The organism is Dietzia aurantiaca, from assembly GCF_021033825.1.
Lineage (GTDB): Bacteria > Actinomycetota > Actinomycetes > Mycobacteriales > Mycobacteriaceae > Dietzia > Dietzia aurantiaca.
On the sequence record NZ_JAIFXZ010000009.1, the window covers coordinates 112,425 to 134,939 of the forward strand.

At 70.3% G+C, this 22,515-nt stretch carries 21 protein-coding genes; 16 read left to right on the forward strand and 5 right to left on the reverse strand.

All coding sequences use genetic code 11. The features are described from left to right. Nucleotides 1-116 precede the first annotated feature (116 nt). A complete protein-coding gene (locus K3888_RS11055; RefSeq protein WP_230930313.1) occupies nt 117-653 on the forward strand; it encodes a hypothetical protein in 537 nt (178 codons plus the stop codon). Between the two features lie 20 nt (nt 654-673). Here K3888_RS11055 and K3888_RS11060 read toward each other — a convergent pair whose 3' ends face one another. Further along, nucleotides 674-1,801, reverse strand: coding sequence for a TroA family protein (locus K3888_RS11060; protein WP_230930314.1), 1,128 nt, complete (start codon nt 1,799-1,801; stop codon nt 674-676). A 253-nt stretch (nt 1,802-2,054) separates the two neighbouring features. Here K3888_RS11060 and ctaD point away from each other — a divergent pair, with 253 nt between their 5' ends. From ctaD to K3888_RS11075, 3 genes are all read left to right on the forward strand, one after another. Continuing rightward, complete coding sequence (gene ctaD, locus K3888_RS11065) at nt 2,055-3,815, forward strand: aa3-type cytochrome oxidase subunit I (protein ID WP_230930315.1); 1,761 nt, start codon at nt 2,055-2,057, stop codon at nt 3,813-3,815. A 165-nt stretch (nt 3,816-3,980) separates the two neighbouring features. Then, a complete protein-coding gene (gene serB / locus K3888_RS11070; protein WP_230930316.1) occupies nt 3,981-5,210 on the forward strand; it encodes a phosphoserine phosphatase SerB in 1,230 nt (409 codons plus the stop codon). Then, entirely contained in the window at nt 5,207-6,028 is an 822-nt protein-coding gene (locus K3888_RS11075) for an aminoacyl-tRNA hydrolase (protein ID WP_230930317.1), read from the forward strand. The genes serB and K3888_RS11075 overlap by 4 nt, the downstream gene beginning before the upstream one ends. Here K3888_RS11075 and K3888_RS11080 read toward each other — a convergent pair. Continuing rightward, complete coding sequence (locus K3888_RS11080; RefSeq protein ID WP_230930318.1) at nt 5,936-6,805, reverse strand: helix-turn-helix domain-containing protein; 870 nt, start codon at nt 6,803-6,805, stop codon at nt 5,936-5,938. The two genes, K3888_RS11075 and K3888_RS11080, sit on opposite strands and share 93 nt — an antisense overlap. A gap of 156 nt (nt 6,806-6,961) precedes the next feature. Between K3888_RS11080 and K3888_RS11085 the strand changes: the two genes are divergently transcribed. The 5 genes from K3888_RS11085 to K3888_RS11105 are packed head-to-tail and all read left to right on the forward strand — an operon-like array spanning nt 6,962 to nt 12,612. Next, nucleotides 6,962-7,975 carry an ABC transporter substrate-binding protein gene (locus tag K3888_RS11085; protein WP_230930319.1) on the forward strand — a complete coding sequence of 338 codons (1,014 nt, stop codon included), beginning with the start codon at nt 6,962-6,964 and terminating at the stop codon, nt 7,973-7,975. Then, nucleotides 7,972-9,669, forward strand: coding sequence for a siderophore-interacting protein (locus K3888_RS11090; protein ID WP_230930320.1), 1,698 nt, complete (start codon nt 7,972-7,974; stop codon nt 9,667-9,669). The genes K3888_RS11085 and K3888_RS11090 overlap by 4 nt, the downstream gene beginning before the upstream one ends. Further along, on the forward strand, nt 9,666-10,805 hold the full coding sequence (locus K3888_RS11095; protein ID WP_230930321.1) for a FecCD family ABC transporter permease: 1,140 nt from the start codon (nt 9,666-9,668) through the stop codon (nt 10,803-10,805). The genes K3888_RS11090 and K3888_RS11095 overlap by 4 nt, the downstream gene beginning before the upstream one ends. Continuing rightward, entirely contained in the window at nt 10,802-11,833 is a 1,032-nt protein-coding gene (locus K3888_RS11100; protein WP_230930322.1) for a FecCD family ABC transporter permease, read from the forward strand. The genes K3888_RS11095 and K3888_RS11100 overlap by 4 nt, the downstream gene beginning before the upstream one ends. A gap of 2 nt (nt 11,834-11,835) precedes the next feature. Beyond that, the gene (locus tag K3888_RS11105; protein WP_230930323.1) at nt 11,836-12,612 is read left to right on the forward strand and encodes an ABC transporter ATP-binding protein; all 777 of its coding nucleotides are present in this window, start codon (nt 11,836-11,838) and stop codon (nt 12,610-12,612) included. A 50-nt stretch (nt 12,613-12,662) separates the two neighbouring features. On the opposite strand, the gene K3888_RS11110 is transcribed toward K3888_RS11105, so the two are convergent. Both K3888_RS11110 and K3888_RS11115 read right to left on the reverse strand, forming a co-directional pair. Next, entirely contained in the window at nt 12,663-14,771 is a 2,109-nt protein-coding gene (locus tag K3888_RS11110) for an ATP-dependent DNA helicase (RefSeq protein ID WP_230930324.1), read from the reverse strand. A 100-nt stretch (nt 14,772-14,871) separates the two neighbouring features. Continuing rightward, a complete protein-coding gene (locus K3888_RS11115) occupies nt 14,872-16,227 on the reverse strand; it encodes a nicotinate phosphoribosyltransferase (RefSeq protein ID WP_308281981.1) in 1,356 nt (451 codons plus the stop codon). 53 nt (nt 16,228-16,280) lie between these two features. On the opposite strand from K3888_RS11115, the gene clpS reads away from it, so the two are divergent. The 7 genes from clpS to K3888_RS11150 all read left to right on the forward strand — a co-directional run bounded on the left by clpS (nt 16,281) and on the right by K3888_RS11150 (nt 21,155). Continuing rightward, nucleotides 16,281-16,625 (forward strand): ATP-dependent Clp protease adapter ClpS, encoded by a 345-nt coding sequence (clpS, locus tag K3888_RS11120; RefSeq protein ID WP_372459563.1) that lies wholly within the window; start codon nt 16,281-16,283, stop codon nt 16,623-16,625. Between the two features lie 4 nt (nt 16,626-16,629). Next, entirely contained in the window at nt 16,630-17,259 is a 630-nt protein-coding gene (locus K3888_RS11125; RefSeq protein ID WP_230930325.1) for a DUF2017 domain-containing protein, read from the forward strand. 10 nt (nt 17,260-17,269) lie between these two features. Next, nucleotides 17,270-17,938: a rhomboid family intramembrane serine protease gene (locus tag K3888_RS11130; RefSeq protein WP_230930326.1), complete on the forward strand. Its 669-nt coding sequence runs from the start codon at nt 17,270-17,272 to the stop codon at nt 17,936-17,938. 23 nt (nt 17,939-17,961) lie between these two features. Further along, on the forward strand, nt 17,962-18,804 hold the full coding sequence (gene murI, locus K3888_RS11135) for a glutamate racemase (RefSeq protein WP_230930369.1): 843 nt from the start codon (nt 17,962-17,964) through the stop codon (nt 18,802-18,804). Nucleotides 18,805-18,878: 74 nt separating this feature from the next. Continuing rightward, nucleotides 18,879-19,655, forward strand: a complete 777-nt coding sequence (locus tag K3888_RS11140; RefSeq protein ID WP_230930327.1) for an MBL fold metallo-hydrolase — start codon at nt 18,879-18,881, stop codon at nt 19,653-19,655. 60 nt (nt 19,656-19,715) lie between these two features. Beyond that, a complete protein-coding gene (gene rph, locus K3888_RS11145) occupies nt 19,716-20,501 on the forward strand; it encodes a ribonuclease PH (protein ID WP_230930328.1) in 786 nt (261 codons plus the stop codon). Between the two features lie 3 nt (nt 20,502-20,504). Then, nucleotides 20,505-21,155, forward strand: a complete 651-nt coding sequence (locus tag K3888_RS11150) for a non-canonical purine NTP pyrophosphatase (RefSeq protein ID WP_230930329.1) — start codon at nt 20,505-20,507, stop codon at nt 21,153-21,155. Nucleotides 21,156-21,406: 251 nt separating this feature from the next. Here the strand turns inward: K3888_RS11150 and K3888_RS17875 are convergent, their stop codons facing one another. Next, nucleotides 21,407-22,258, reverse strand: coding sequence for an endonuclease domain-containing protein (locus tag K3888_RS17875; protein ID WP_230930330.1), 852 nt, complete (start codon nt 22,256-22,258; stop codon nt 21,407-21,409). Nucleotides 22,259-22,515 lie beyond the last annotated feature (257 nt).

A 22,515-nucleotide genomic window follows, 5' to 3' on the forward strand; every position in this document is an offset into this window, starting at 1 on the left:
GAAACCGCGTGCGGAGGTGGACGTCCGCTTATCATCGAAGCGATCCCGACGGCGTCCACGCCTCCTACGGCCGAGCGCGCATCCAGGGTGATATCCCCGCGTGAAAGGGAAATGCCATGTCGTCGCATGCGGGAGGCGCCGAGGCCGAGGTCTCGGTCCGGCGAGAGCGTGACCTCCTGGCCGAGGTGCATCTGTCCACCGAGGAGGGGATCTACGGCCTGATCCTCGTGGCGGGGCTCGTCGCGGTCGCCGGCAACACCGGTCTGTCCTCCGTTCGGGCGCTGGCGTTCGTCCTCGTCACCGTCGGCGTGTTCTGGGTCGCGCACGTGTACTCGGGGACCGTGGCCGCGCACAGCAGTCACGCGGGACTGTCCCTGAGGGCGTCGCTCCGGATGGCACGTAAGCGTTCCAGGGGACTGCTCGCGGCCGTCGTCCCGCCCGCCATCCCGCTGGTTCTGGGCGCGGTGGGACTGATCGATGATCTCGTCGCCGACTGGATAGCGATGTGGACGATCGTCGCCGTCCTCGCCCTGCTCGGCTACCTCACCTATCGACGTCGCGACGCGCCGCTGCGCATGTGTCTTCTCGCCGCGGTGTCCACGGCGGCGCTCGGGTTCGTCATCATCGTGGCCAAAGCGCTGCTGCACCACTGAGCCCGCCGACGCGGTGGCGACTATCCGTCGGGAGCGATCCCGTTGATCGACGTGCGGATGTCCTCCAGCACCGCGCGTGCCGCGACCGGTCCGGAGCCCTCCCACACGGCCCGATCCATCACGAAGATCCTGTTGGCGCCCACCGCATCCAGGTCGGCCCAGCGGTCGGAGGCGAAAACCTCGCGCGCCGCGTCCGCCTCCGAAGGGCCTCCGCCGACGATCGCGAAGATCACGTCGCCGTCCAGTTCGTCGCCGAGCGCGGGTGACTCGGGCAGGGGAGGGACCTGCTCGCCGTCTCGCGTGCGCTGGGCCGGAGGCCGGCCGGCTTCCACCGACTCGAGCAGCAACGAACCGAGCGTGGCCGGGTCCTGGACCTCCGCCCCGCCCGTGTCGGACACCGAGACCAGCGAGACCCGCGAGTCGGACGGGGTCGCCGCGCCGATCGTCATCCGCGTCCTCTCGATCACGTCCAGCAGTACATCGCCGCCCGCACGGGGCCTGCCGTAGGCGTCGGAGATCAGCTCGGTCGCGCCCGTCCAGGACGGGGGGTCGGCGTCATAGACGACCGTGGGGGCGACGGCGTCCAGGGCCTCCACGACCGCGTCATCGAGTCCGTCCGTGCCCGCCAGCACGATCAGGTCCGGATCGAGGTTCCGCGCGGTCGAAGCGGCCTCCGACGGGCTCGGTACCGACAGATCGACCTTGGGGAGGTCGGTCAGAGACGTGGGGAGGTAGACGTCCGCGTCCCAGGGCAGCCCGGAGGTGCCGACGACGAGCTGCTGCAGCCCGAGGGCACAGGCGACGTCGACGGCGCCCACACCGAGCGCGAGGATTCGTTCGGGGGACCGCGGCACCTCGACGGAGTCGCCGCCCGGCCCCTCGGACGGCACATCACGATCGCCCCCGCCCGGGAACTCGGCGGGCGCGGGCTGCTCGGCGCAGGACTCCTCCGGCTCGGCGGAGCGCTGGAGCTCCTCGCCGGCCATGCGCGAGGGCGTCGTCGTCACCGGGTGCTCGACCATGTCGACAGGGGAGGGGCCACACGCGGAGAGCGTCAGTCCGATCGCCAGCGGGGCCGCGAGGCCGGCGGTCAGTCGCCCGTACCCCCGCCCGGGGTGGCGGCGGAGTGATGGCGCGGAGTCGGTCATGGGAACACAGCCTAGGAGATCGCCCGACGGCCGTCGTCTCCGTGGAGGTCGGGGACGTCTCGGACGCCGGGCGTGAGTGCGGTGTGGATCACCGTCGATGTGCCGGATGACCACCGGAGACGAGTTCGGCGGGGTGGGTGGTTCTGGTTCTCAGGCGGGGGTTAGGATTGCGGTCACGCACTATTCCTATGCGTTCGACGTAGGGTCGGTGGTTCGACCCGCGACGTCGGGTGAGGCGTTCAGGAGGACCCTTATGACCGCAGTGGCCCCCAAGCCGGTCCACGATCTCGACCATCCACCGGGTGAACCCACGGGCGACGCCCGGCCGGGTTCGTTCGTGTGGAAGATGATGACGACGACCGATCACAAGCTGCTCGGTATGATGTACATCACCCTGTGTTTCGTCTTCTTCTTCATCGGTGGGCTCATGGCCCTGCTGATCCGTGCCGAGCTGTTCTTCCCGGGCATGCAGTTCCTGTCGAACGAGCAGTTCAACCAGATGTTCACGATGCACGGCACGATCATGCTGCTGTTCTTCGGCACACCGATCGTCGTGGGTTTCGCGAACTACATCATGCCGCTGCAGATCGGCGCCCCCGACGTCGCGTTCCCCCGCCTCAACGCGTTCGGTTTCTGGCTGTTTGCGGCTGGTGGCGTCATCGTCCTCACCGGATTCCTCACCCCTGGCGGTGCGGCGTCCTTCGGCTGGACCATGTACATGCCGCTGGCGGACAAGATCCACTCTCCGAATGTCGGCGCAGACCTGTGGATCCTCGGTGTAGCCATCGCCGGCATCGGCACCATCCTCGGTGGCGTCAACTTCGTCACGACCATCGTCTGTCTGCGTGCGCCGGGTATGACGATGTTCCGGATGCCGATCTTCACGTGGAACGTCCTGGTCACCTCGATCCTGATCCTGCTGATCTTCCCGCTGCTCACCGCCGCGGCGATGGGCGTGTTCTACGACCGCACCTTCGGTGGCCGTATCTACGACCCGGGCAACGGTGGCGCCATCCTGTGGCAGCACCTGTTCTGGTTCTTCGGTCACCCCGAGGTGTACGTCCTCGCGCTGCCGTTCTTCGGCATCGTCTCCGAGGTCTTCCCGGTCTTCTCGCGTAAGCCGCTGTTCGGTTACGCCGGCCTGGTCTTCGCGACCCTGGCCATCGCGGCCCTGTCGATGGCCGTGTGGGCGCACCACATGTTCGTCACCGGTGCGGTCCTGCTGCCGTTCTTCTCCTTCATGACGTTCCTCATCGCGGTTCCGACCGGCGTGAAGTTCTTCAACTGGATCGGCACCATGTGGAAGGGCAAGATGACCTTCGAGACGCCGATGGTCTTCTCCCTCGGCTTCATCGTCACCTTCCTGTTCGGTGGTCTGACCGGCATCATGATGGCCGCGGCGCCGATCGACTTCCACATCTCGGACACGTACTTCATCGTGGCGCACTTCCACTACACGCTGTTCGGCACGATCGTGTTCGCCACCTTCGCCGGCGTGTACTTCTGGTTCCCCAAGATGACGGGCCGGATGCTCGACGAGAAGCTCGGCATGTGGCACTTCTGGCTGATGTTCATCGGCTTCCACACCACGTTCCTGGTCCAGCACTGGCTGGGTAACCAGGGCATGGCCCGCCGCTACGCCGACTACCTGGCCACGGACAACTTCACCGTCCTCAACCAGATCTCGACCGTCGGTTCGTTCATCCTGGGCATCGCGATGCTGCCGTTCATCTGGAACGTCATCAAGAGCTGGCGCTACGGCGAGATCGTCACCGTCGACGACCCGTGGGGCGCGGGCAACTCGCTCGAGTGGGCCACGTCCTGCCCGCCGCCGCGCCACAACTTCGTGACGCTGCCCCGTATCCGCTCCGAGCGTCCCGCGTTCGAGCTGCACTACCCGCACATGAGCGAGCGCATGCGCGCCGAGGCTCACGTCGGCGGACGCGCCAAGTCCCACGACCCGCACTCGTCCAAGGACGTCGCCGAGCGCGGACCCTCGCCGCAGAAGGGCTGACCACCCCACCCGTACTCACCCACGGGCTCGGTTGCCAGGAACCCCGTCGGTAGGCTTGTCCACCGGCGGGGTTCTCGCGTGTCCGCTGCACCTTCGTCTGTTGCGCACTCCTCAGGCGACCACCGGGTGGCCCAGGCCGCCCACGACCTCCCGTCAGGAGCATCCGTGAGCACCACCGGAACCCCGGCACTCCTCACTGTCACCGGCCCCGACCGCCCGGGCGTCACCGCCCGTGTCAGCGCCGTTCTCGCCTCGCACGGCGCTGATCTCGTCGATGTCGAGCAGGTTGTCGTCAACGGCCACCTGTCCCTCGGTCTCATGACGCGGGTCGACGAGGACGCCGACGCGGTCGCCGTCGTGCGGGAACTCACCGAGCAGGTGAACGAGATGGGGATGCACCTCGACGTGCAGTTCGACGACATCGCGCCGGCGCCCCCGCCGTCCACCCATGCCGTCGTGATCCTCGGCAGCCCCGTCACGGCGTCCGCGTTCTCCGCGGTCGCCGGGGCCCTGGCCACTATCGGCGCCAACATCGACTCCATCCGGGGGATCGCCGACTACCCGGTGACCGGGCTCGAGCTCCACGTCTCCACCGCGGGCCGCGACTCGGCCGACGACTCGCACCTGCGCGAGACCCTCGCACCGCTGTCGGACGCCCACAGCGTGGACATCTCCGTCGACAAGGCCGGTCTCGGTCGCCGCTCCAAGCGGCTGGTGGTCTTCGACGTCGACTCCACCCTCGTTCAGGGTGAGGTCATCGAGATGCTCGCCGCGCACGCGGGCAAGGAGGAGGAGGTCCGGGCCGTCACCGAGCGAGCCATGCGTGGCGAGCTCGACTTCGCGCAGTCGCTTCACGAGCGGGTCGCCACGCTGGCGGGTCTGCCGGCGTCGGTTCTCGACGAGGTGGCCTCGAGCATCGTTCTCACCCCGGGCGCCCGCACCACGATCCGCACGCTCAAGCGACTCGGGATCCGGTGCGGTGTGGTCTCCGGCGGCTTCATCCAGGTGATCTCCGGCCTGGTTGACGAGCTCGGTCTGGACTTCGCGCGCGCCAACACCCTCGAGATCGTCGACGGCGAGCTCACCGGCCGCGTCATCGGTGAGGTCGTCGATCGCGAGGCGAAGGCCGAGTACCTTCGCCAGTTCGCCGGGGAGCTCGGGATCTCGCTGAGCCAGACCGTGGCGGTCGGCGACGGCGCCAACGACATCGACATGCTCACCGCCGCCGGACTGGGCATCGCCTTCTGCGCGAAGCCAGCTCTGCGCGAGGTGGCGGATGCGTCGCTGTCGAAGCCGTTCCTCGACGCGGTCCTGTTCATCCTGGGGATCACCCGGGACGAGATCGAGGCTGCGGACACGGCCGCCGGAACCTACCGTCGGGTCCCGCTGGCGTGACAGATGGGGCTGCGGCAGGCCCCGCGGGCATGGGTGGCGGCTCGGTCTCGGAGGGCACCGGTGTGATCGGGGGCCCGGGCACCGGCAGGGACCTCGACTGGTGCCACGACCGGCTGGCGGCGGGATCGTCCGGGGCGGAGGATCCCGAGGACCGGAGCACGGTGCGGTCGATGCCGATCGTCCTGCACCTGCCCAGAGGCGACCTGCCGTCGCGGACCCCGCTTCTCGAGGCAGCGGCGCGTGCGGTCGCCCTGGTGTGTGTGGACGTGCGCGTCGCACCCGGCGGGCCGTGGCACGAACCGTTCTCCGGCTGGCTGGATGCCCGGATGCGCAAGATCGCCCGGCGGGCCAGGGGAGCGCAGTGGCGGGCGGCGCAGGACGTGGACGGCGTGACCGTCGAGGTCGACGGCTGCGAGGCGCGGGCGTTCGTCCCGGGCCCGGTCGACGACATCGATCCGCGCCTGGCACGCCTGCAGATCGGCGGTACCGACCTCGAGCGTGATCATCCTGACTCGCCCCCGGCCGGGGAGCCGGTGATCTGGATCGATGAAGGCCTGGAGATGTCCGTCGGCAAGGCGGCGGCGCAGGTCGGCCACGGCGTCATGCTGCTGATGGCGGAGATGTCACGCAAGCGGCTGGGGGAATGGGTCGGCAGCGGCTGCCCCGTTGCGGTTCGTGAGGCCGATTCCTCTCGCTGGCAGGATCTGTCGGCGGCTGTGGCCCGCTCAGAGCCCGGCGTGGCCGCGGTCGTCGACGCCGGCTACACCGAGGTCGCCCCGGGTTCGCTGACGGTGATCGCCACCGACGTCCGGGCGTGATCGGCCGCGGTCCACGTCGGCAGGCGCCTCCTCAGGCCGCCGGAGGCAGGCCAGGGGATCGATTCTGAGGTCGTCGATCGGCGTGCCGCATTCCCGGCTGAGTGCACGGAGGAGCCCGGCTCGGTTCGCGAAACCTGCGCTCCGGGCCGCACTCTCACCGCTCGAGCCCCCGCGCAGGGCCCGGATCGCTACGTTGAGTCGAGTCCGTGTGCGCCACTGCTGGAACGTGAGCCCGGTTTCACCCAGGAACAGGCGCTGTATCTGACGCGGGCTGATCGAGAACCAGCCGCAGAGCTCGGCCAGGGTGGCGGAGGAGTCGGTCGCGACCTCGGCGATCTGGCGTGCCGTGGGGTGGGCGGGCGTGGGAACGGCGAATGCTTCATTGAGAAGTGCCGAGACGATGTCGTCGAGACTGTCGGTGAACAGTGTCACCTGCTCGTGCGTGTAGGGCTGGGCCGCGAGCCTGGCCAGCATCAGGTCGGTGAGGGCGGGGACGACCCCCAGTCTCCGGACTCGTTCGACCGGAGTGTTGCGCGGGGACAGGAACGGCCCCAGGGCGATCGAATGCTCGTCCAGGTCGAGCGCGTGGGGGACCCCCGGGGCGAGTAGTACCGATGCCCGCGGTTCGAGAGTGACCACCGAGCCGTCCACGGTCAGGCGCCCGCGGCCCATGACCATATGCACGATGTGCGGAACCTCGTGACTGTGCTCGGAATGACCGAAGAATCGCACCCGACTCTCGGGAACCGCCATCGCCAGTGCTCGTGTGAATCCCACAGATGACCTCGTTCTCTTCTTGTCCGTGACAAGTGTCACGTTGTCGCCTTCGGACCGTGACTGTGTCGCATCAGGCCTTCCGGGAGCACCCGCGACGATCTACCCTTCACCGGGGGCTATTTGGTAAGCCTCACCTAATTTTGCACCGGAGGACTGATGTCACACAACACCCGTGCGCTGATGCGCCCGATCATGGCCGCGGCGATGACACTCATGCTGGCCGCCACCGCGGCGTGTTCGACCGGAGAGGGGGACCCGTCCGCCGGCGCAGCGAGCGAGCCGGGCGGAACGCGCACGGTCAGCACGCCGAAGGGGGACGTGGAGGTGCCGTCGGACCCGGAGCGCGTGGTCGTGCTCAACTACGCACTCGCCGGGTACCTGTACGAACTCGACATCCCGGTGGCCGCCACGATCCCGGAGGACGCGAGCCAGGCCAACGGAGAGTTCTCCGAACTCTGGGGAAACGCTCCGGAAGAGGACGGCACCGAGTTCCTCCCGTGGTCCGCTGACGGATTCGACCTCGAAGCCATTCTCGCCACCGATCCCGACCTCATCGTGGCCGGCGGATGGGGGTTCCCCAACTTCCAGGCCGACGCGGCCTACGAGGACCTGTCGGCGATCGCCCCGACGGTCATGGTGGACAAGTCCTTCGTCGACTGGCGTGAACAGGCCGAGTTCCTGGCCACGGACGTGTTCGACCGGCAGGACGAATTCGACGACATGGTCGCGACCTACGACGAGCGGGTCACCGAGGTGGCCGACGAGATCCGGGTTCCCCCGCAGCCGACGTCGTTCATCAGCGTGACCGCGGACGGGACCCCGTACCTGTTGTTCGAGGACACCGGTCTTTCCGTGATGTTCGCCGAGCTCGGATTCCGGACCGACGACCTCGTCGCCCGGCACAACCTCGAGCCCTATCAGCCGGGTGGCGACATGGCGGAGCTGTCCACCGAGCAACTCGGACAGATCGTCGACAGCGAGACGGTGTTCGTCATGGGGTTCAACGGGGAGACGACGTCGGTGGCCGAACTGGCCGACAACCCTGCCTGGCGCAACCTCCCCGCGTTCGTCGGGGACAACGCGTACGACCTCCCGTACTGGGCGGTGCGCCACGACTACAACGAGGCGCTCGCGATCCTCGACATCGTGCAGGCGGAGTTCCCTCGATGAGTCTGACCGATCTCGTCATCCATCCCCTGGTGGTGCGGACTGCGCACGTGGTCTCGACGGAAGACGTTGACGGTCGCACTCGTCGTGTCCGCCTGGAAGGCGACGAACTCGGTGCGTTCGAGAGGGCGGGAATCAGCCACCCGGCCTTCGCCGCCCCCGGCTTCGACGATCACATCAAGCTGATCTTCGCCGCCGACGGAGACGTCGAGGCGGCGTTGCCCCGCCAACACGTCGACGGGATCGAGTGGACGCCCTCGGAGCACCGGTTGACCCGGGACTACACACCACACAGCGTCGATGGCCGGTCCGGGGGCTTCACCGTGGATTTCGTCCTGCACGGGGACGGCCCGGCTGTGAGCTGGGCGCGGCAGGCGACGCCGGGGTCGACGGTGAGTTTCGTCGGACCGAAATCGTCCCAGATGCTACCGGACGACGCCACGTCCATCGTCCTGATCGGCGACGAGACCGCGCTTCCCGCCGTCCGGCGGTTCCTGGACGAGCGGCCGCTGATGGTTCCGGCGCATGTGGTGGTGACCATCGGAGGCGAGGGTGCATCGACGGATCTCACGATCCGGGAGACGGATTCGATCCGGGTCGAGCTGATGCCGGAGCCGGACGGCGAGGCGATCGCCGCGTTGTTCGACACGGTGGACGAGGCGGAGACGCTCGGGGACCGTCCGTTCGTCTGGGCCGCAGGTGAGGCTCGGTCGCTGCTCCCACTCCGGCGTCGTCTGGCGGGCCGCGTCGAGAAATCTCACCGCAGTATCACCGGCTACTGGCACATCGAACACGCCGAGAAGGCGGGGGAGAGCGTTCCCGAACTGCCCGGGCCGCCGGTGGCCTGGTTCGCGGTCCGCGCCGCCCTCCGGACGGGCCTACTCGATGTACTGCGGGACCGTCCGATGTCGGTCTCGGAGGCATCCTCGGCGCTCGGCGTCCGACACGGACTCGACTCGCTCGTGGGCACGCTCGCCGCCGCCGGTCTCCTGGACGGTCAGCCCGACGGGCGCTGGGCCCTGACCGATCTGGCCGTATCCCTCGTCGACGACGCGCACTCACGGGACGAGTTCACGGGGACCGAGGCCGACCAGGTCCTCGCACTGCGTCATCTGGCGGATTCGCTCCGCAGTGGGACCCCCGGCTGGCAGTTGGACACCGGGCTGCCGTTCGCGGAGTCCGCGCTCACCGACCCCGAGGTGGCGCATCACCTCGAGCACGAATCCGAGTCGCTGGTCTTCCTCCAGCACGGCCTCCGGCGCGTTCTGACCGGACTCGCGAGCCCGGGGATCGTCGCGGTGGGCCCGGGGGCGGGCCTGGTGGCCCGGCTCGCGCACGGCGCCGGAGACGGCAGCGTCCACGTGGAGGTCGATCGAGAGCGCGGCGATGTGGTGGTCTCGGCAATGCTCCTGAGTCACCTCGATGACCAGTCGGCCCTGCAGCATCTGCGGGACCTGTCCGACATGGCCGGCCGCGCGCTGGTCATCGACTCGAGTACCCCCGACGGGCTGTCGCAGACCGCCGCTGACCAGGCGCTGCTCCGCTTCGTCACCACAGGGCGCGACCCTCGGACGCAGGACCGGGTCGGAGAGCTGGCCCGGGCGGCCGGATGGACCGCGCGGCAACGGCACACCCTCGGGTGGGGAGTCGTCGCGGACGAGTTCATCCGAGACGACGACGGTGCGTCCCGGCAGTGACCCCGACTCAGCCGACGACCTCCGAGCGTCCGGCGAACCGGTCCGCTCGGTCGGACGGGCGCACCGGCCGGCGGGCCGAGCGGGCCACCCGGTCGATCTCTCCGCAGGCCATCCACACAGATCCGCCACGGAGCGGGCACCGGACCGGACGGCGGATCATCGGCCTCGCGATCGGCGTCGTCCTCCTGGGGGCCGTCTGCGCCCTGAGCCTGTTCGTCGGGTCGGCGTCACTCGGACCCGGCGAGGTCATGTCGGCGTTGACGGGCACGGCCGACCCGATCATCCACTCGACCGTTGTGGAGATGCGACTGCCCAGGACTCTCCTCGGGGTCCTGGTGGGCGCGGCGCTCGGTGTGTCGGGCGCACTCGCCCAGGCTCTGACCCGGAACCCCCTCGCGGACCCGGGGATTCTCGGCGTCAACGCCGGTGCGGGGCTCGCGGTGGCGGTGGCCGTGGCGTTCTTCGGGATCACCTCGATCAGTGGCTACGTGTGGTTCGCGTTCGCCGGTGCGCTGCTGTCGTTCGTGCTCGTCTATACGATCGCCCTGCGCGGGCCACACGGAGCGACGCCGGTGCGACTCACCCTGATCGGGGTGGCCCTGACAGCCGTGTGCACCGGCATCACCCAGTCACTCGAACTGGTGCTTCCCCGTGTCTTCGACCAGATGCGGTTCTGGGGTGTCGGGAGCATCGCCGACCGACCCGAGGGGACCGTCGCGTTCGTCGCCCCGTTCATCGTGGTTGGGCTCGTGGTGGCCATGCTGACCGGGCGAGCGGTCAACGCCATCGCGCTCGGTGACGACCGGGCCCGTGCACTGGGGGTGCCGATCGGCCTCGTACGGGGCACCTCGGCCCTGGCGATCACGGTGCTGTGTGGCGCCGCCACAGCGGCCGCCGGGCCGATCGCGTTCGTGGGACTGATGATCCCGCACGCGGTTCGGCTGGTCACGGGCCCGGACCATCGGTGGATCATGGCTTACTCGGTGGTGGCCGCCCCGATACTGCTCGTTGTCGCGGACATCATCGGACGCCTCGTGGCCTGGCCGGCGGAGTTGCGCGTGGGAATCGTCACCGCATTCCTCGGGGCCCCGGTGCTAATCCTGCTCGTCCGCCGGGCGGAACGGGGAGGAATGTGACCGGCGAGCGGGCCGTCCGGCTGGGCCGATTCAGCCGTATCGTGACGCCCGGTGACATCCGGGTCGCGGGTCTTGTCGTCGTCGTCCTCGTCGCGCTGGTCCTGGCCTCGCTCATGGTCGGGGACCAGCTGATCCCCCTCGATCGTGTCGTGCGGGCATTCGGCCCCGAGGCCACGAGACTGGACTCGATGGTCGTGGTGCAGTGGCGGGCGCCCCGCGCCTTCGCCGCCGCGGTGTTCGGCGCCTGCCTCGGGATCAGCGGCGCCGTCTTCCAGTCGCTGACGCGCAATCCGTTGGGGAGCCCCGACATCATCGGCCTCAACACCGGCGCATTCACCGGGGTCCTGGTGGTCATCAGTCTGGGCGGGATGGGCTACGCCGCGGTCTCCGCGGGCGCCGTGGTCGGGGGAGTGGCCGCGGCCGGATTGGTGTACCTGTTCGCCTACTCCTCCGGGCTCCAGGGATTCCGCCTGATCATCGTGGGGATCGCCTTCAGCGCGTTCCTCGGGTCGATCAACTCATGGCTGGTCGTCTCATCCGAACTCGACGTGGCGCTGCGGGCCGCGGTCTGGGGCGCGGGATCCCTGAACGGCGTCCGCTGGCCACAGCTGCTCGGAGCAGGCGCGCTGGCCCTGGCCCTCGTGGCGCTGGTCCCGTGGCTGGCCCGACGAATCACCCAGCTCGAGTTGGGCGATGACGCCGCGAAGACGCGCGGGGTCCGGACAGAGCCGGTGAAGGCCGTCGCCGTCGTGGTGGGAGTGGCGCTGACCGCGCTGGTGACCGCGGTGACCGGGCCGATCGCGTTCATCTCTCTGGCCGCGCCGCAGATCGCGCGGCGGATCCGGCGGCGGTCGGGTGGCTTCGACCCGGTCGGCGCAGCCCTCGTCGGAGCGGTCCTGCTCGCCGGGTCCGATCTGATAGCCCAGCACGCGATCCCCGCCGCCAGTGTGCCGGTCGGCGCGGTGACGGTCTGTCTGGGCGGGATCTATCTGGTGTACCTGCTGGTGCGGGAGAGTGACAGGAGTTGAGTGTGGAATCGGCACTGGAGGCGCGCGGGGTGTCCGTGGCGTACCGGCGGGGCGAGAACGTGCTGTCCGATGTCTCGGCGAGCGTGCCGGCCGGCGAGTTCACCGCGATCATCGGACCCAACGGATGCGGAAAGTCCACCCTGCTCAGGGTGTTCACGAGACTTCTCACCCCATCGTCGGGTCAGGTCCTCCTCGGCGGCGAGGACCTCGCCCGCGTGCGTACGGCCGACGTCGCCCGCCGTCTGAGCCTGCTCCCCCAGGACTCGCCGATCCCGGACGGGATCCGGGTGGCCGAGCTGGTGCGGCGCGGTCGCTATCCGCACCAGACCCTGTTCGCCCAGTGGAGCGCCCGCGACGAGGAAGCAGTGACCACCGCCATGGAGTTGACCCACGTCGACGAGTTGGCGGACCGACTCGTCGACACCCTGTCGGGCGGGCAGCGCCAGCGCGTGTGGATCGCGCTGGCACTGGCGCAGGACGCGCCCTGCCTGTTGTTGGACGAGCCGACGACCTTCCTGGACATCGCGCATCAGGTGGAGACGCTGCGCCTGCTCGACGATCTTCGTGCGCGGGGCCGGACGATCGTGGCGGTGTTGCACGAGTTGGGGAACGCCGCCAGGTTCGCGACGCATCTGATCGTGATGAAGGACGGGCGGGTGGTGGCGTCCGGGCCTCCGGCCGAGCTCCTGACCGAGGAACTGGTGGGAGAGGTGTTCGGTCTGCGGTGCCGGGTGATTCCCGATCCGGACACCCGGGTGCCGGTCATCCTGCCGCGATGAGACCGGGCCATGCGCGGCGCTGACGCCCCGCCGGCGCCGCCTCCGACGGATCAGGAGTCGCGAAGCCGCTCCAGGGCGCCGAGCACCACGTCGCGGTTGGTGGTCTGCCAGAACGGGGGCAGTGAGGCGCGGAGGTAGCCGCCATAGCGGGCGGTGACCAGCCTGGAGTCGAGTATGGCCACGACGCCCCGGTCCTCGGTACGACGGAGGAGGCGCCCGACGCCCTGCGCGAGCAGGAGGGCGGCGTGGTTACCGGCGACGGCGAGGAAGCCGTTACCGCCGCGGGCAGCCACCGAGCGCTGCCGCGCCGACAGTAGCGGGTCGTCCGGGCGGGGGAACGGGATCCGGTCGATGACGACGAGGGACAGCGTCTTGCCGGGGACGTCGACCCCCTGCCAGAGAGAGAGCGTCCCGACCAGCGTGGTCTCCTCGTCCTCCGCGAACTGCGCGACGAGATTGGCCGTCGAGTCCTCGCCCTGGCACAGGACCGGGGTGTCCAACCGTTCGCGCAGGAGCTCGGCGGCGGCCTTGGCCGCCCGCATCGACGAGAACAGTCCCAGCGTGCGCCCACCGGCGGCGGCGACGAGATCCACGAGCTCGTCCTCCGCGTCGGACGAGGTCCCGTCGCGGCCGGGGGCGGGCAGGTGCGCGGCCACGTAGAGGATGCCGTTGCGGCGGTAGTCGAACGGCGATCCGGCGTCCATGCCCGACCAGCGCAGTGCGGTGGCGTCCTCGTCGGACGGCGGCTCGAGGGAGACGGCCGTCGCCGGGTCCGGGCGCGCGGCGGAGGCGGGCGGCAGACCCCAGCTGGCGGCCAGCCCGTCGAACTTCCCACCCGTCGTGAGGGTGGCGGAGGTGAGGATCACCGTGGACTCGGCGAACAGGCGGGTACGCAGGAGTCCCGCCACGGTCAGCGGCGCGACCCGCAGGATGCGCCCGCGTCGGTCCTCCTGGCTCATCCAGACGATCTCCAGGCGCTCGGCCACGGGCTTGTCGTAGGACCCGAGCATGCGGTCGGCGGCCTCGGCGATCTCGTCGAGCGCCGCCAACGTCTTCTGCCGGTCCGAGGCCCCCTGCGGGTCGCCGGCCGCCTCCCCGGGCTTGGGGCCGGGCACCGCGCTGCGGCAGTTCTCCGCGGTGTGGCGGACGGCGGCCAGCGCCAGGTCCGCCCCCTCGGGAAGGATGTCCCAGCGCCCCTCGGGGCAGATCTCGAGTAGCCCGGCCAGGCCCTCGCCGGCGGCGACCATACGGTCCGCGGTCTGCTGGTCGACGAGCTTGGCAGCCCGGCGTGCGGCCTGGATGACGGCGGCGCCGGTGAGTTCCGCGGTGGAGACACCGGTGACCCGATCCGACAGTTCGTGGGCCTCGTCGATCACCACGGCATCATGCTCCGGGAGCACCGACACGTCGGTCATGGCGTCGATCGCCAACAGCGCGTGGTTGGTCACCACCACGTCCGCGCGTCCGGCCTCCTGCCGAGCCAGTTCGGCGAAGCACTCGGAGAACTCGGGGCACAGCTGCCCCAGGCATTCGCGGCTCGTCACCGAGACCTGTCGCCACGCCGCGTCCGAGACGCCGCGGGGCAGATCGTCCCGGTCGCCGGTGTCGGTCTCCTGCGCCCAGTCGTGCAGCCGCGCGATCTCCCGGCCGAGCCACGAGGACGGGCCCGTGTCGCGGGGCGAAGCCTGCCGCGGGGTGCGTGCGGCCGTGGACTCGCCGCCGAGGGGGAGGTCGAACAGCTCCTCCGTCTCGATCTCCTCCGGGTCGGCCTCGTCGACCGGCCCGGTGCTCACGCGGTGGAGGCACAGGTAGTTACCGCGGCCCTTGAGGATCGCGTGGGAGGGCGCCACGCCGAGCGACGGTCGCAGCGCGGCGGCCAGGCGCGGCAGGTCCCGGTCCACGAGCTGGTTCTGCAGGGCGATCGTGGCGGTGGAGACGACGACGGTGCCGCCCGTCTCCACGGAGTGCCGCAGCGAGGGTACGAGATACGCCAGGGATTTACCCGTGCCGGTGCCGGCCTGCACGGCGAGATGCTCGCCGGTCGACAACGCGTTTCCCACCGCCTCGGCCATCATCAGCTGGCCGTCGCGTCGACTTCCTCCGAGGCCCTCGACAGCGGTGTCGAGGAGCTCGGAGACGGAGGGAAGCGAGTCGGTCACGCGGTAACCCTAGCCGCCCGATCCGACACGAGGTCAGCGGCCGGTGGGCGCGGACGCGGTCGCCGTCGGTCCTCCCCACGGGGCACGGACGGCCGGCGTATTACGAGGGGATGCCGTGCGGTGCGACGGTACGAACGGGGATGGCGGGATCCCCGGCACTGAGCGCGAGTCCCTCCCACGGCAGGCTCACCATCACGGCCGCGTGGTGGTCGCGGGACTGCTCGAGTGAGGGCAGATCCGGCACGGGCTCGCCGTCGCGGAACATGGGGATCATCAGCTCGCGCTGCTCGAGACCGGGCTCGTCGGGCGCACTGCCGGACACGGGGACCAGCACTTCCTCGACCGCGGTACCCGAGGCCCGGTGGTACCGGACCGCGCGCTTTGCACCGGGCAGCGTCTCCTTGTGGGTGGAGCGTTTGGCCACCGGGATGCCGTCGACCTCCACGAGCTTGTAGACCATGCCCGCCGTCGAGGCGCCGGAGCCGGTCACCAGTCGCGTGCCGACGCCGTAGACGTCGACGGGCTCGGCGCGCAGCGCGGCTATCGCGTACTCGTCCAGGTCCCCGGAGACGACGATCTTCGTGCGCTGCGCCCCGAGGGCGTCCAGCTGGTCCCGCACCTGCCTGGCGAGCACGCCGAGGTCGCCGGAATCGATCCGCACGCCCCCGAGTTCGGGGCCTGCCACCTCGACCGCGGTGGCCACGCCGGAAGTGATGTCGTAGGTGTCGACCAGCAGCGTCGTACCCACCCCGAGGGTTGCGACCTGCGAGCGGAAGGCGGCCGCCTCGTCGGGGCCGTCGGGCCCGGTGTGGAGCAGCGTGAACGCGTGCGCAGATGTGCCAGCGGAGGGGACACCGTGGCGCCGGGTGGCCTCGACATTGGAGGTGGAGTGGAAACCGGCGAGGTAGGAGGCGCGGGCCGCGGCCACGGCCGCCTCCTCGTGGGTGCGGCGTGAGCCCATCTCGATGATGCGGCGGCCGCGTGCGGCGGAACTCATCCGGGCGGCCGCGGCCGCGATCGCGCTGTCGTGGTTGAACACGGACAACACCAGGGTCTCGAGCACCACACACTCGGCGAAGCCGCCGCGGACACTGAGCACGGGGGAGCCGGGAAAGTAGAGCTCGCCTTCCCGGTAGCCGTCGATGTCGCCGGTGAACCGGAAGTCCCGGAGCCATCGGATGGTCCGCTCGTCGAGGGAATCCGCGACCACCGCGACCTCCTCCTCGGTGAACCGGAAGTCGGCGAGCCGGTCGAGCAGACGGCCGGTGCCGCCGACGACGCCGTACCGGCGGCCCGCGGGCAGGCGGCGGGCGAACACCTCGAAGACGCAGGGCCGGTCGGCTGTGCCGTCGGCCAGTGCCGCGCTGATCATGGTGAGCTCGTACTTGTCCGTCAGCAGCGCGGTGGAGGGCCGCCCCGACCGGGGTTCGGAGGCGGGCGATGTCGTCGGGGTCACGCGGCCGACTCTACGTCGTGGCCGCGGGGGCGGGAATCCGTATCCTGGGATGCATGCACCCAGTGACGACACCGCTCGCGGCCGTCCGGAGCACCGCCCCGTACATGGCGATGCCTTCGGCGGTGCCCGTGGAGTCCACGGATACGGAGCTCGACGGCGGGGTCGACAATCCGTGGCTCACCGTGGTCTGGGACGATCCGGTCAACCTCATGAGCTACGTGACGTTCGTGTTCCAGCGGGTGTTCGGTTACACCCGCGAGCACGCGCATGACCTGATGCTCAAGGTGCACAACGACGGCCGGGCGGTCGTGTCCTCCGGGGGTCGGGACAAGGTGGAGAACGACGTGCGGAAACTGCAAGAGGCCGGGCTGTGGGCCACCATGCAGCGGGAGGCGTGAGTCCGTGAAGGCCTGGCAGCGAAAGTCCTCCCTGGGCGGCCCTCGGATCAAGTCGGTGATGGAGAGCCACGAGGTGCAGATCCTGCACGCGCTGGTCTCCAACGTCGTGGACATGCTCGAGCAGCGCCGCGACTCCGCGCCGCGGGACGAGCTGGCCGAGATCACCGGCATGCGCAGTGGGCATTCCGCGCTGCCGGACCAGGCGCCGCTCGCGAGACTGCTGCCGGACTTCCACCGACCCGAGAAAGCGGACGGGCCGCAGGGACTGTCCGGGGCGGGGTCGGACGCCGGGGCCGTGGCGCGCGCCCACAACTCGGGCATGCGGATGATCCACGAGCCCGAGATCATCGACGCCAAGCTCGCGTCGGCGGCGGTGCTGCTGCGCTCGCTGCCGGCCCGCGGGGGGACCGTCTCGCTGACCATGGACCAGGCGCAGGCCTGGATGGGCTGTCTCAACGACGTCCGCCTGGGGTTGGGCGCGGTGCTGCTCGAGGCCGGCGAAGCGGACGGCGCCCCCGCGACCGACATCCCGGAGTTCGTGCCGGAGGACGATCCGCGCTCGGCGCAGCTGGACGTCTACCACTGGCTGACGTTCATGCAGGACTCCCTGTGTACCGCCCTGACCGGGGAATGAGGAGAACACCGTGTACCACGACCCCCGAGCCCCGATGACCCCCGGCGTCGGCGCCCCGGCGCCCGCCAGGCAGGGCCCCCGGCGTGGGCCGGCGCTCATCCTGTTGTTCTGCTTCGTCGCCCTGATGTGGGTGGTCGAGGCGGCCGATCAGGTTCTGATGTGGGCGACCGGCAACCCCCGCAACACGCTCGACGCGCACGGGGTCGAGCCCCTGTCGACCGACGGCCTCCTGGGGATCGTCTTCCAGCCCCTGTTGCACGGTGACTGGGCGCACCTGATCGGCAACTCGGTAGCCCTCCTGGTCCTCGGCTCGATCATCGCGATGTCCGGCGTCCGTCCGCTCATCAGCGTCACGCTCATCTCCTGGGTCGCCTCGGGCGTGGTGTCCTGGCTGCTCGGTGGCGTCGGCACCGTCCACATCGGCGCGTCCGGAATCGTGTTCGGCTACGTGGCGTACGTGATCCTCCGCGGCTTCTTCACCCGCAGGTTCCTGCACCTGGTGATCGGGGTGGTCATCGGGATCTTCTACGGCGTCGAGACCCTCGCCGGTCTGTCACCGATGCTCGAAGGCGTGTCGTGGCAGGGCCACCTCGGCGGTGCGATCGGCGGCCTGGTGGCGGCGTACGGGCTCAAGCGGGACCGCGGGTCGAAGCAGCTCCCCGCCGGGCAGCGGGGGTGACCGGCCGGAGTCTGGGCGCGCCGGTGACCTCCCGGGGCCGCGGCACGACGGGCACGCCGTCGGACCGGAATGCACCGATCGGGGTCTTCGACTCGGGGGCGGGCGGACTGACCGTGGCGCGCGCGATCATGGACCAGCTGCCCGACGAGTCGGTGGTCTACGTCGGCGACACCGCTCACGGGCCGTACGGGCCGCTGCGGATCGCGGAGGTCCGCGCGCACGCTCTGGCGATCGCCGACCAGCTCGTCGACCGCGGCGTCAAGGCGTTGGTGATCGCCTGCAACACGGCGTCGGCGGCCATGCTGCGTGATGCCCGCGAGCGCTACCCGGTTCCCGTGGTGGAGGTCATCCAGCCGGCGGCCCGCCGCGCGGTGGCCACCACGCGGTCGGGGAGGATCGGCGTGATCGCCACGCGGGCCACGGTCGCGTCCCGGGCCTACGACGACGCTGTCGCCGCCGCGGCCGGCATCGAACTCACGTCGGTGGCGTGCCCCAAGTTCGTGGAGTTCGTGGAGCGCGGCGTCACCAGCGGCCGCCAGGTTCTCGGCCTGGCCGAGGCCTACCTCGCCCCGATCCGCGACTCGGACGTCGATACCCTGGTGCTGGGCTGCACCCATTACCCGCTGCTGTCGGGCGTGGTCCAGCTGGCGGTGGGGGACGATGTCACGCTGGTCTCGAGCGCGGAGGAGACGGCCAAGGACGTGCTCCGGGTGCTCACCGCCGAGGACTTGTTGCGACCGCACGACCCGGAGCATCCGGCGACGCGGGAGTTCCTCGTCACCGGCGATCCTGATGCCTTTCGCAGAGTGGCATCGCGCTTCATCGGACCCGGGCTGGTGGCGGTCGGCCGGACGGCGGTGGGTTGAGCCGTGTGGGACACGCAACGTGGGTAGGGGCGCAGTCGGCACGACACGCGACCCGGCGTGGCACGATGGTGCCCATGTTTCTGACAGTCCTCGGGTGCTCGGGAAGTATCGGCGGACCCACCTCGCCGGCGTCCGGGTACCTCGTGGAGGTCGAGGGCGTGGCCCCCGTGGTGATCGACATGGGGCCGGGGGTGCTGGGCGCGCTGCAGCGCCACGCCGTCCCCGAGGACGCCGTGATTCTTCTGTCGCACCTCCACGCCGATCACTGCCTGGACGTGCCGAGCTTGTTGGTGCTGCGCCGGTACGGGCCGCACTCGGCCACGGCCGGGAGGGTGCCGTTGGTGGGGCCGTCGGGGACGGCCTATCGGATCGGCGTGGCGTCGGCGGAGGAGCCGGGCGCGGTGGACGACCTGTCGGACACGTTCGAGGTGTCGACGTGGGATGTCACGCCCGAGCTGGAGTTCAAGGACGACGACGAGGTGGCCCTGCATGTGCGGGCCGGCCGGGTGGACCATCCGCCCGAGTCGTACGGCCTGCGCCTGACCTCGGCCGACGGTCGCGTGCTGGTCTACAGCGGTGACACGGCTTATGGCGAGTCGGTGGTCGAGCTCGCGGCCGGCGCGGACGTCCTGCTCTGCGAGGCGTCCTGGACGCACCGGGAGGGGCACCCGCCGGGCATCCATATGTCGGGAATCGAGGCGGGTCGGGTCGCGGCGCGCGCCGGGGTCGGTCGGCTCGTGCTGACACACATCCCGCCGTGGACGGATCCCGAGGCGGTGCGTGCCGAGGCCGCGACCGAGTACACCGGCGAGATCCTGCTCGCCGTGCCGGACCTGCGTCTGGAGATCTGAGGGCCGGCGCCGGGGCGGTCGCCACGCGGTGTCGGGTGTCCGCCGCTAGGATCGGCGCTCGTGACATCTTCGAGCATCAGCAGAGCAGACGGGCGCGCGGACGGCGATCTGCGCGACGTGACCATCACGCGGGGCTTCACCTCGCATCCGGCGGGTTCGGTTCTCGTCACCTTCGGGCAGACCCGGGTGATGTGCACGGCCAGCGTCACCGAGGGGGTGCCGAGGTGGCGCAAGGGCTCGGGGCTGGGTTGGCTCACCGCCGAGTACGCGATGTTGCCCGCGGCCACGCACGAGCGTTCGGGCCGTGAGTCGGTGCGCGGCAAGGTCGGCGGCCGCACCCACGAGATCAGCCGCCTGGTGGGCCGGTCGTTGCGTGCCTGCATCGACCTGTCGGCGCTGGGGGAGAACACCATCGCGCTGGACTGTGACGTGCTCCAGGCCGATGGCGGCACCCGCACCGCGGCCATCACCGGCGCGTACGTCGCCCTGGCGGATGCGGTGACCTGGCTGCAGTCCAAGGGAGCGGTCACCGGCAATCCGCTCACCGGGGCGATCGCCGCGGTGAGCGTCGGCGTGGTCGACGGTCGCGTCCTGTGCGATCTGCCGTACGAGGAGGACTCGCGGGCCGGGGTGGACATGAACGTGGTCTGTACGGACGCGGGCGCGCTCGTCGAGGTGCAGGGCACCGCCGAGGGGGCCGCCTTCGGCCGCGACACGCTGAACGAGATGCTCGACTCGGCCCAGGCCGGCTGCGAGAAGCTGTTCGAGTTGCAGCGTCAGGCGCTGGCCGCGCCGTACCCGGGCGAGCTGCCCACGCCTCCCGGCGTGCCGGCGCGGCGGAAGTAGACCGTGGCCGTGCGCCTGCTGGTCGCCAGCCGGAACGCAAAGAAGCTCGCCGAGCTGCGGCGGGTGCTGGACGCGGAGGGGATCGTCGGCATCGAGCCGGTGGGCCTGGACGAGGTCCCCGAGTTCCCGGAGGAGCCCGAGGACGGCGCGACCTTCGGCGAGAACGCCCTCATCAAGGCGCGGTCGGGCGCGCGGGCCACGGGCCTGGCGTGTCTGGCCGATGACTCTGGCCTGGCCGTGGACGCGCTCAACGGTATGCCGGGCGTGCTCTCGGCGCGCTGGGCCGGCAGCCACGGCGACGACGCAGCGAACAACGCCCTGCTGCTGGGCCAGCTGACCGACGTGCCCGACGAGCGACGGGGAGCGGCGTTCGTCTCCGCCTGCGCGCTGGTCTGGCCGGGCGGGGCGCCCGGACCGGACTTCACCTCCGGGCCGGACGGCGCCGAGGTCGTGACGGAGGGGCGCTGGCCGGGTTCGGTCCTGCGCGCGCCGCGCGGGGAGGGCGGGTTCGGCTACGACCCGCTGTTCCGGCCCGAGGGGTCCGATCGTGCCACCGCCGAACTCACGCCGGCCGAGAAGGATGCGGCCTCGCATCGCGGCCGCGCGCTGCGTGCGCTGGCACCGGCGCTGCGAGTGCTCGCCGAGCAAACCTGACCCGGCCGTCGCCCGGCCTCAACCCGGGCCTGGCCCGGGCCTCAACCCGGCGCTCGCCCGGCCTCCACCCAGCCTCCGCCCGGCCCTCACTCGTCCTCGGCCCCGCCGCCTCCGCCAGCCGGGTCCACCGAGTGGTCTCACCGCCTCACAAAACGCCAAGACCGGGCCCGGCGCAGGCGGGAATCTCGACCACTCGCCGCGAGCGCACGACTCCACGAGTCCGCGGCCTGTGAACCGCGAGGCGCGTCCGCCTAACTGAAGGCGCAGAGCAGTTGCCCGGCGAGTTCCTGGCGGGTGAGGTAGAACTGCCGCTTGGTTACCTGGATGAACCGCCACCCGAGCGCTTCGAGACGATTCCGGCGCTCGACGTCCCTGGCATGTTGTCGAGGCTCGTAGTGGTGGTCGCCGTCGTACTCCACCGCGATCATGCGTTCCGGGTCCGCGAAGTCCAGACGATACGGAGTCCCCCGAACTTTGAACTGCGAGATGAGGTGGGTGATTCCCAGATCCACGAGGAACAATCTCAGTCGCGTCTCCATGGCGGACTGCGACTTCGGGTCGACCAACGTGCACCGGTCCAGTGCGATGCGCCGCCCCCTGAGTCCCGGGTAGTGGTCGAGGAGCGACGGCATCGCGAGCCGGGCATCGATTCCCGGGCCCATCCGCCAGGCACCGTCGAGCGCGACTACTGCCTCGTCGCGGTCAAGATTCCGGGCGAGATCGAACAGCGCCCATTCGGGAGAGGCGACCAGCAGAGGATTGCGATCTGCATCGAGAATGGTCTCGACCCGGTCGATCGGCACGTCGTAGCGGCGAGCTGTGATCCCCGGTCTTCGTACGCGCCGGAGACCGACGGCCAACTCGACGGGGTACTCGCGTGGTAGCCACGGGTGGCCGTGGATCGCGACCGCCAGCCACCCGGTCGCCACCGCGCCGGGGACCGCGACAGTCGCCGCGGCGAGGCGGGAGACCGGGGTCTGGCGGGTTTCTCGTGGCTCCCACACGCCGTGATGAGTGCGTCGGTAGCGGTCGGTGGCGCGATGGGCGCCGAACTCGGAGAGCAGATGGCCGTAGCGTCGCGGCCCGCCGGGAGATGTGGTCACGCGTCGACCATCGCGCATCGTCCGATGACGTCAGCCGATCTGTCCTGGCAAAACGTCTCGGTCTGTGGATACGGAGAGGCCCTGTGGAATGCGTGCGGCGACGCCGTCGACCACCTGGCCGGCCCGGGCATACGCCGACGAGATAGTTCCGCCGAGTGGTCCCACCGCCTCACAAAACGCCAAGCCGCGGCCCCGCGTCACCGTGACTACCGACCACTCGGCGGGATCTGCGACCACTGGCCGGGGAGGCGGCAGCA

Coding starts and splice junctions, on each gene's coding strand:
- K3888_RS11060 (WP_230930314.1), bottom strand. CDS start 1,801: ATGACCGACTCCGCGCCATCACTCCGCCGCCACCCCGGGCGGGGGTAC.
- K3888_RS11140 (WP_230930327.1), top strand. CDS start 18,879: ATGTTTCTGACAGTCCTCGGGTGCTCGGGAAGTATCGGCGGACCCACC.
- ctaD (WP_230930315.1), top strand. CDS start 2,055: ATGACCGCAGTGGCCCCCAAGCCGGTCCACGATCTCGACCATCCACCG.
- K3888_RS11055 (WP_230930313.1), top strand. CDS start 117: ATGTCGTCGCATGCGGGAGGCGCCGAGGCCGAGGTCTCGGTCCGGCGA.
- K3888_RS11090 (WP_230930320.1), top strand. CDS start 7,972: ATGAGTCTGACCGATCTCGTCATCCATCCCCTGGTGGTGCGGACTGCG.
- K3888_RS11085 (WP_230930319.1), top strand. CDS start 6,962: ATGTCACACAACACCCGTGCGCTGATGCGCCCGATCATGGCCGCGGCG.
- clpS (WP_372459563.1), top strand. CDS start 16,281: ATGCACCCAGTGACGACACCGCTCGCGGCCGTCCGGAGCACCGCCCCG.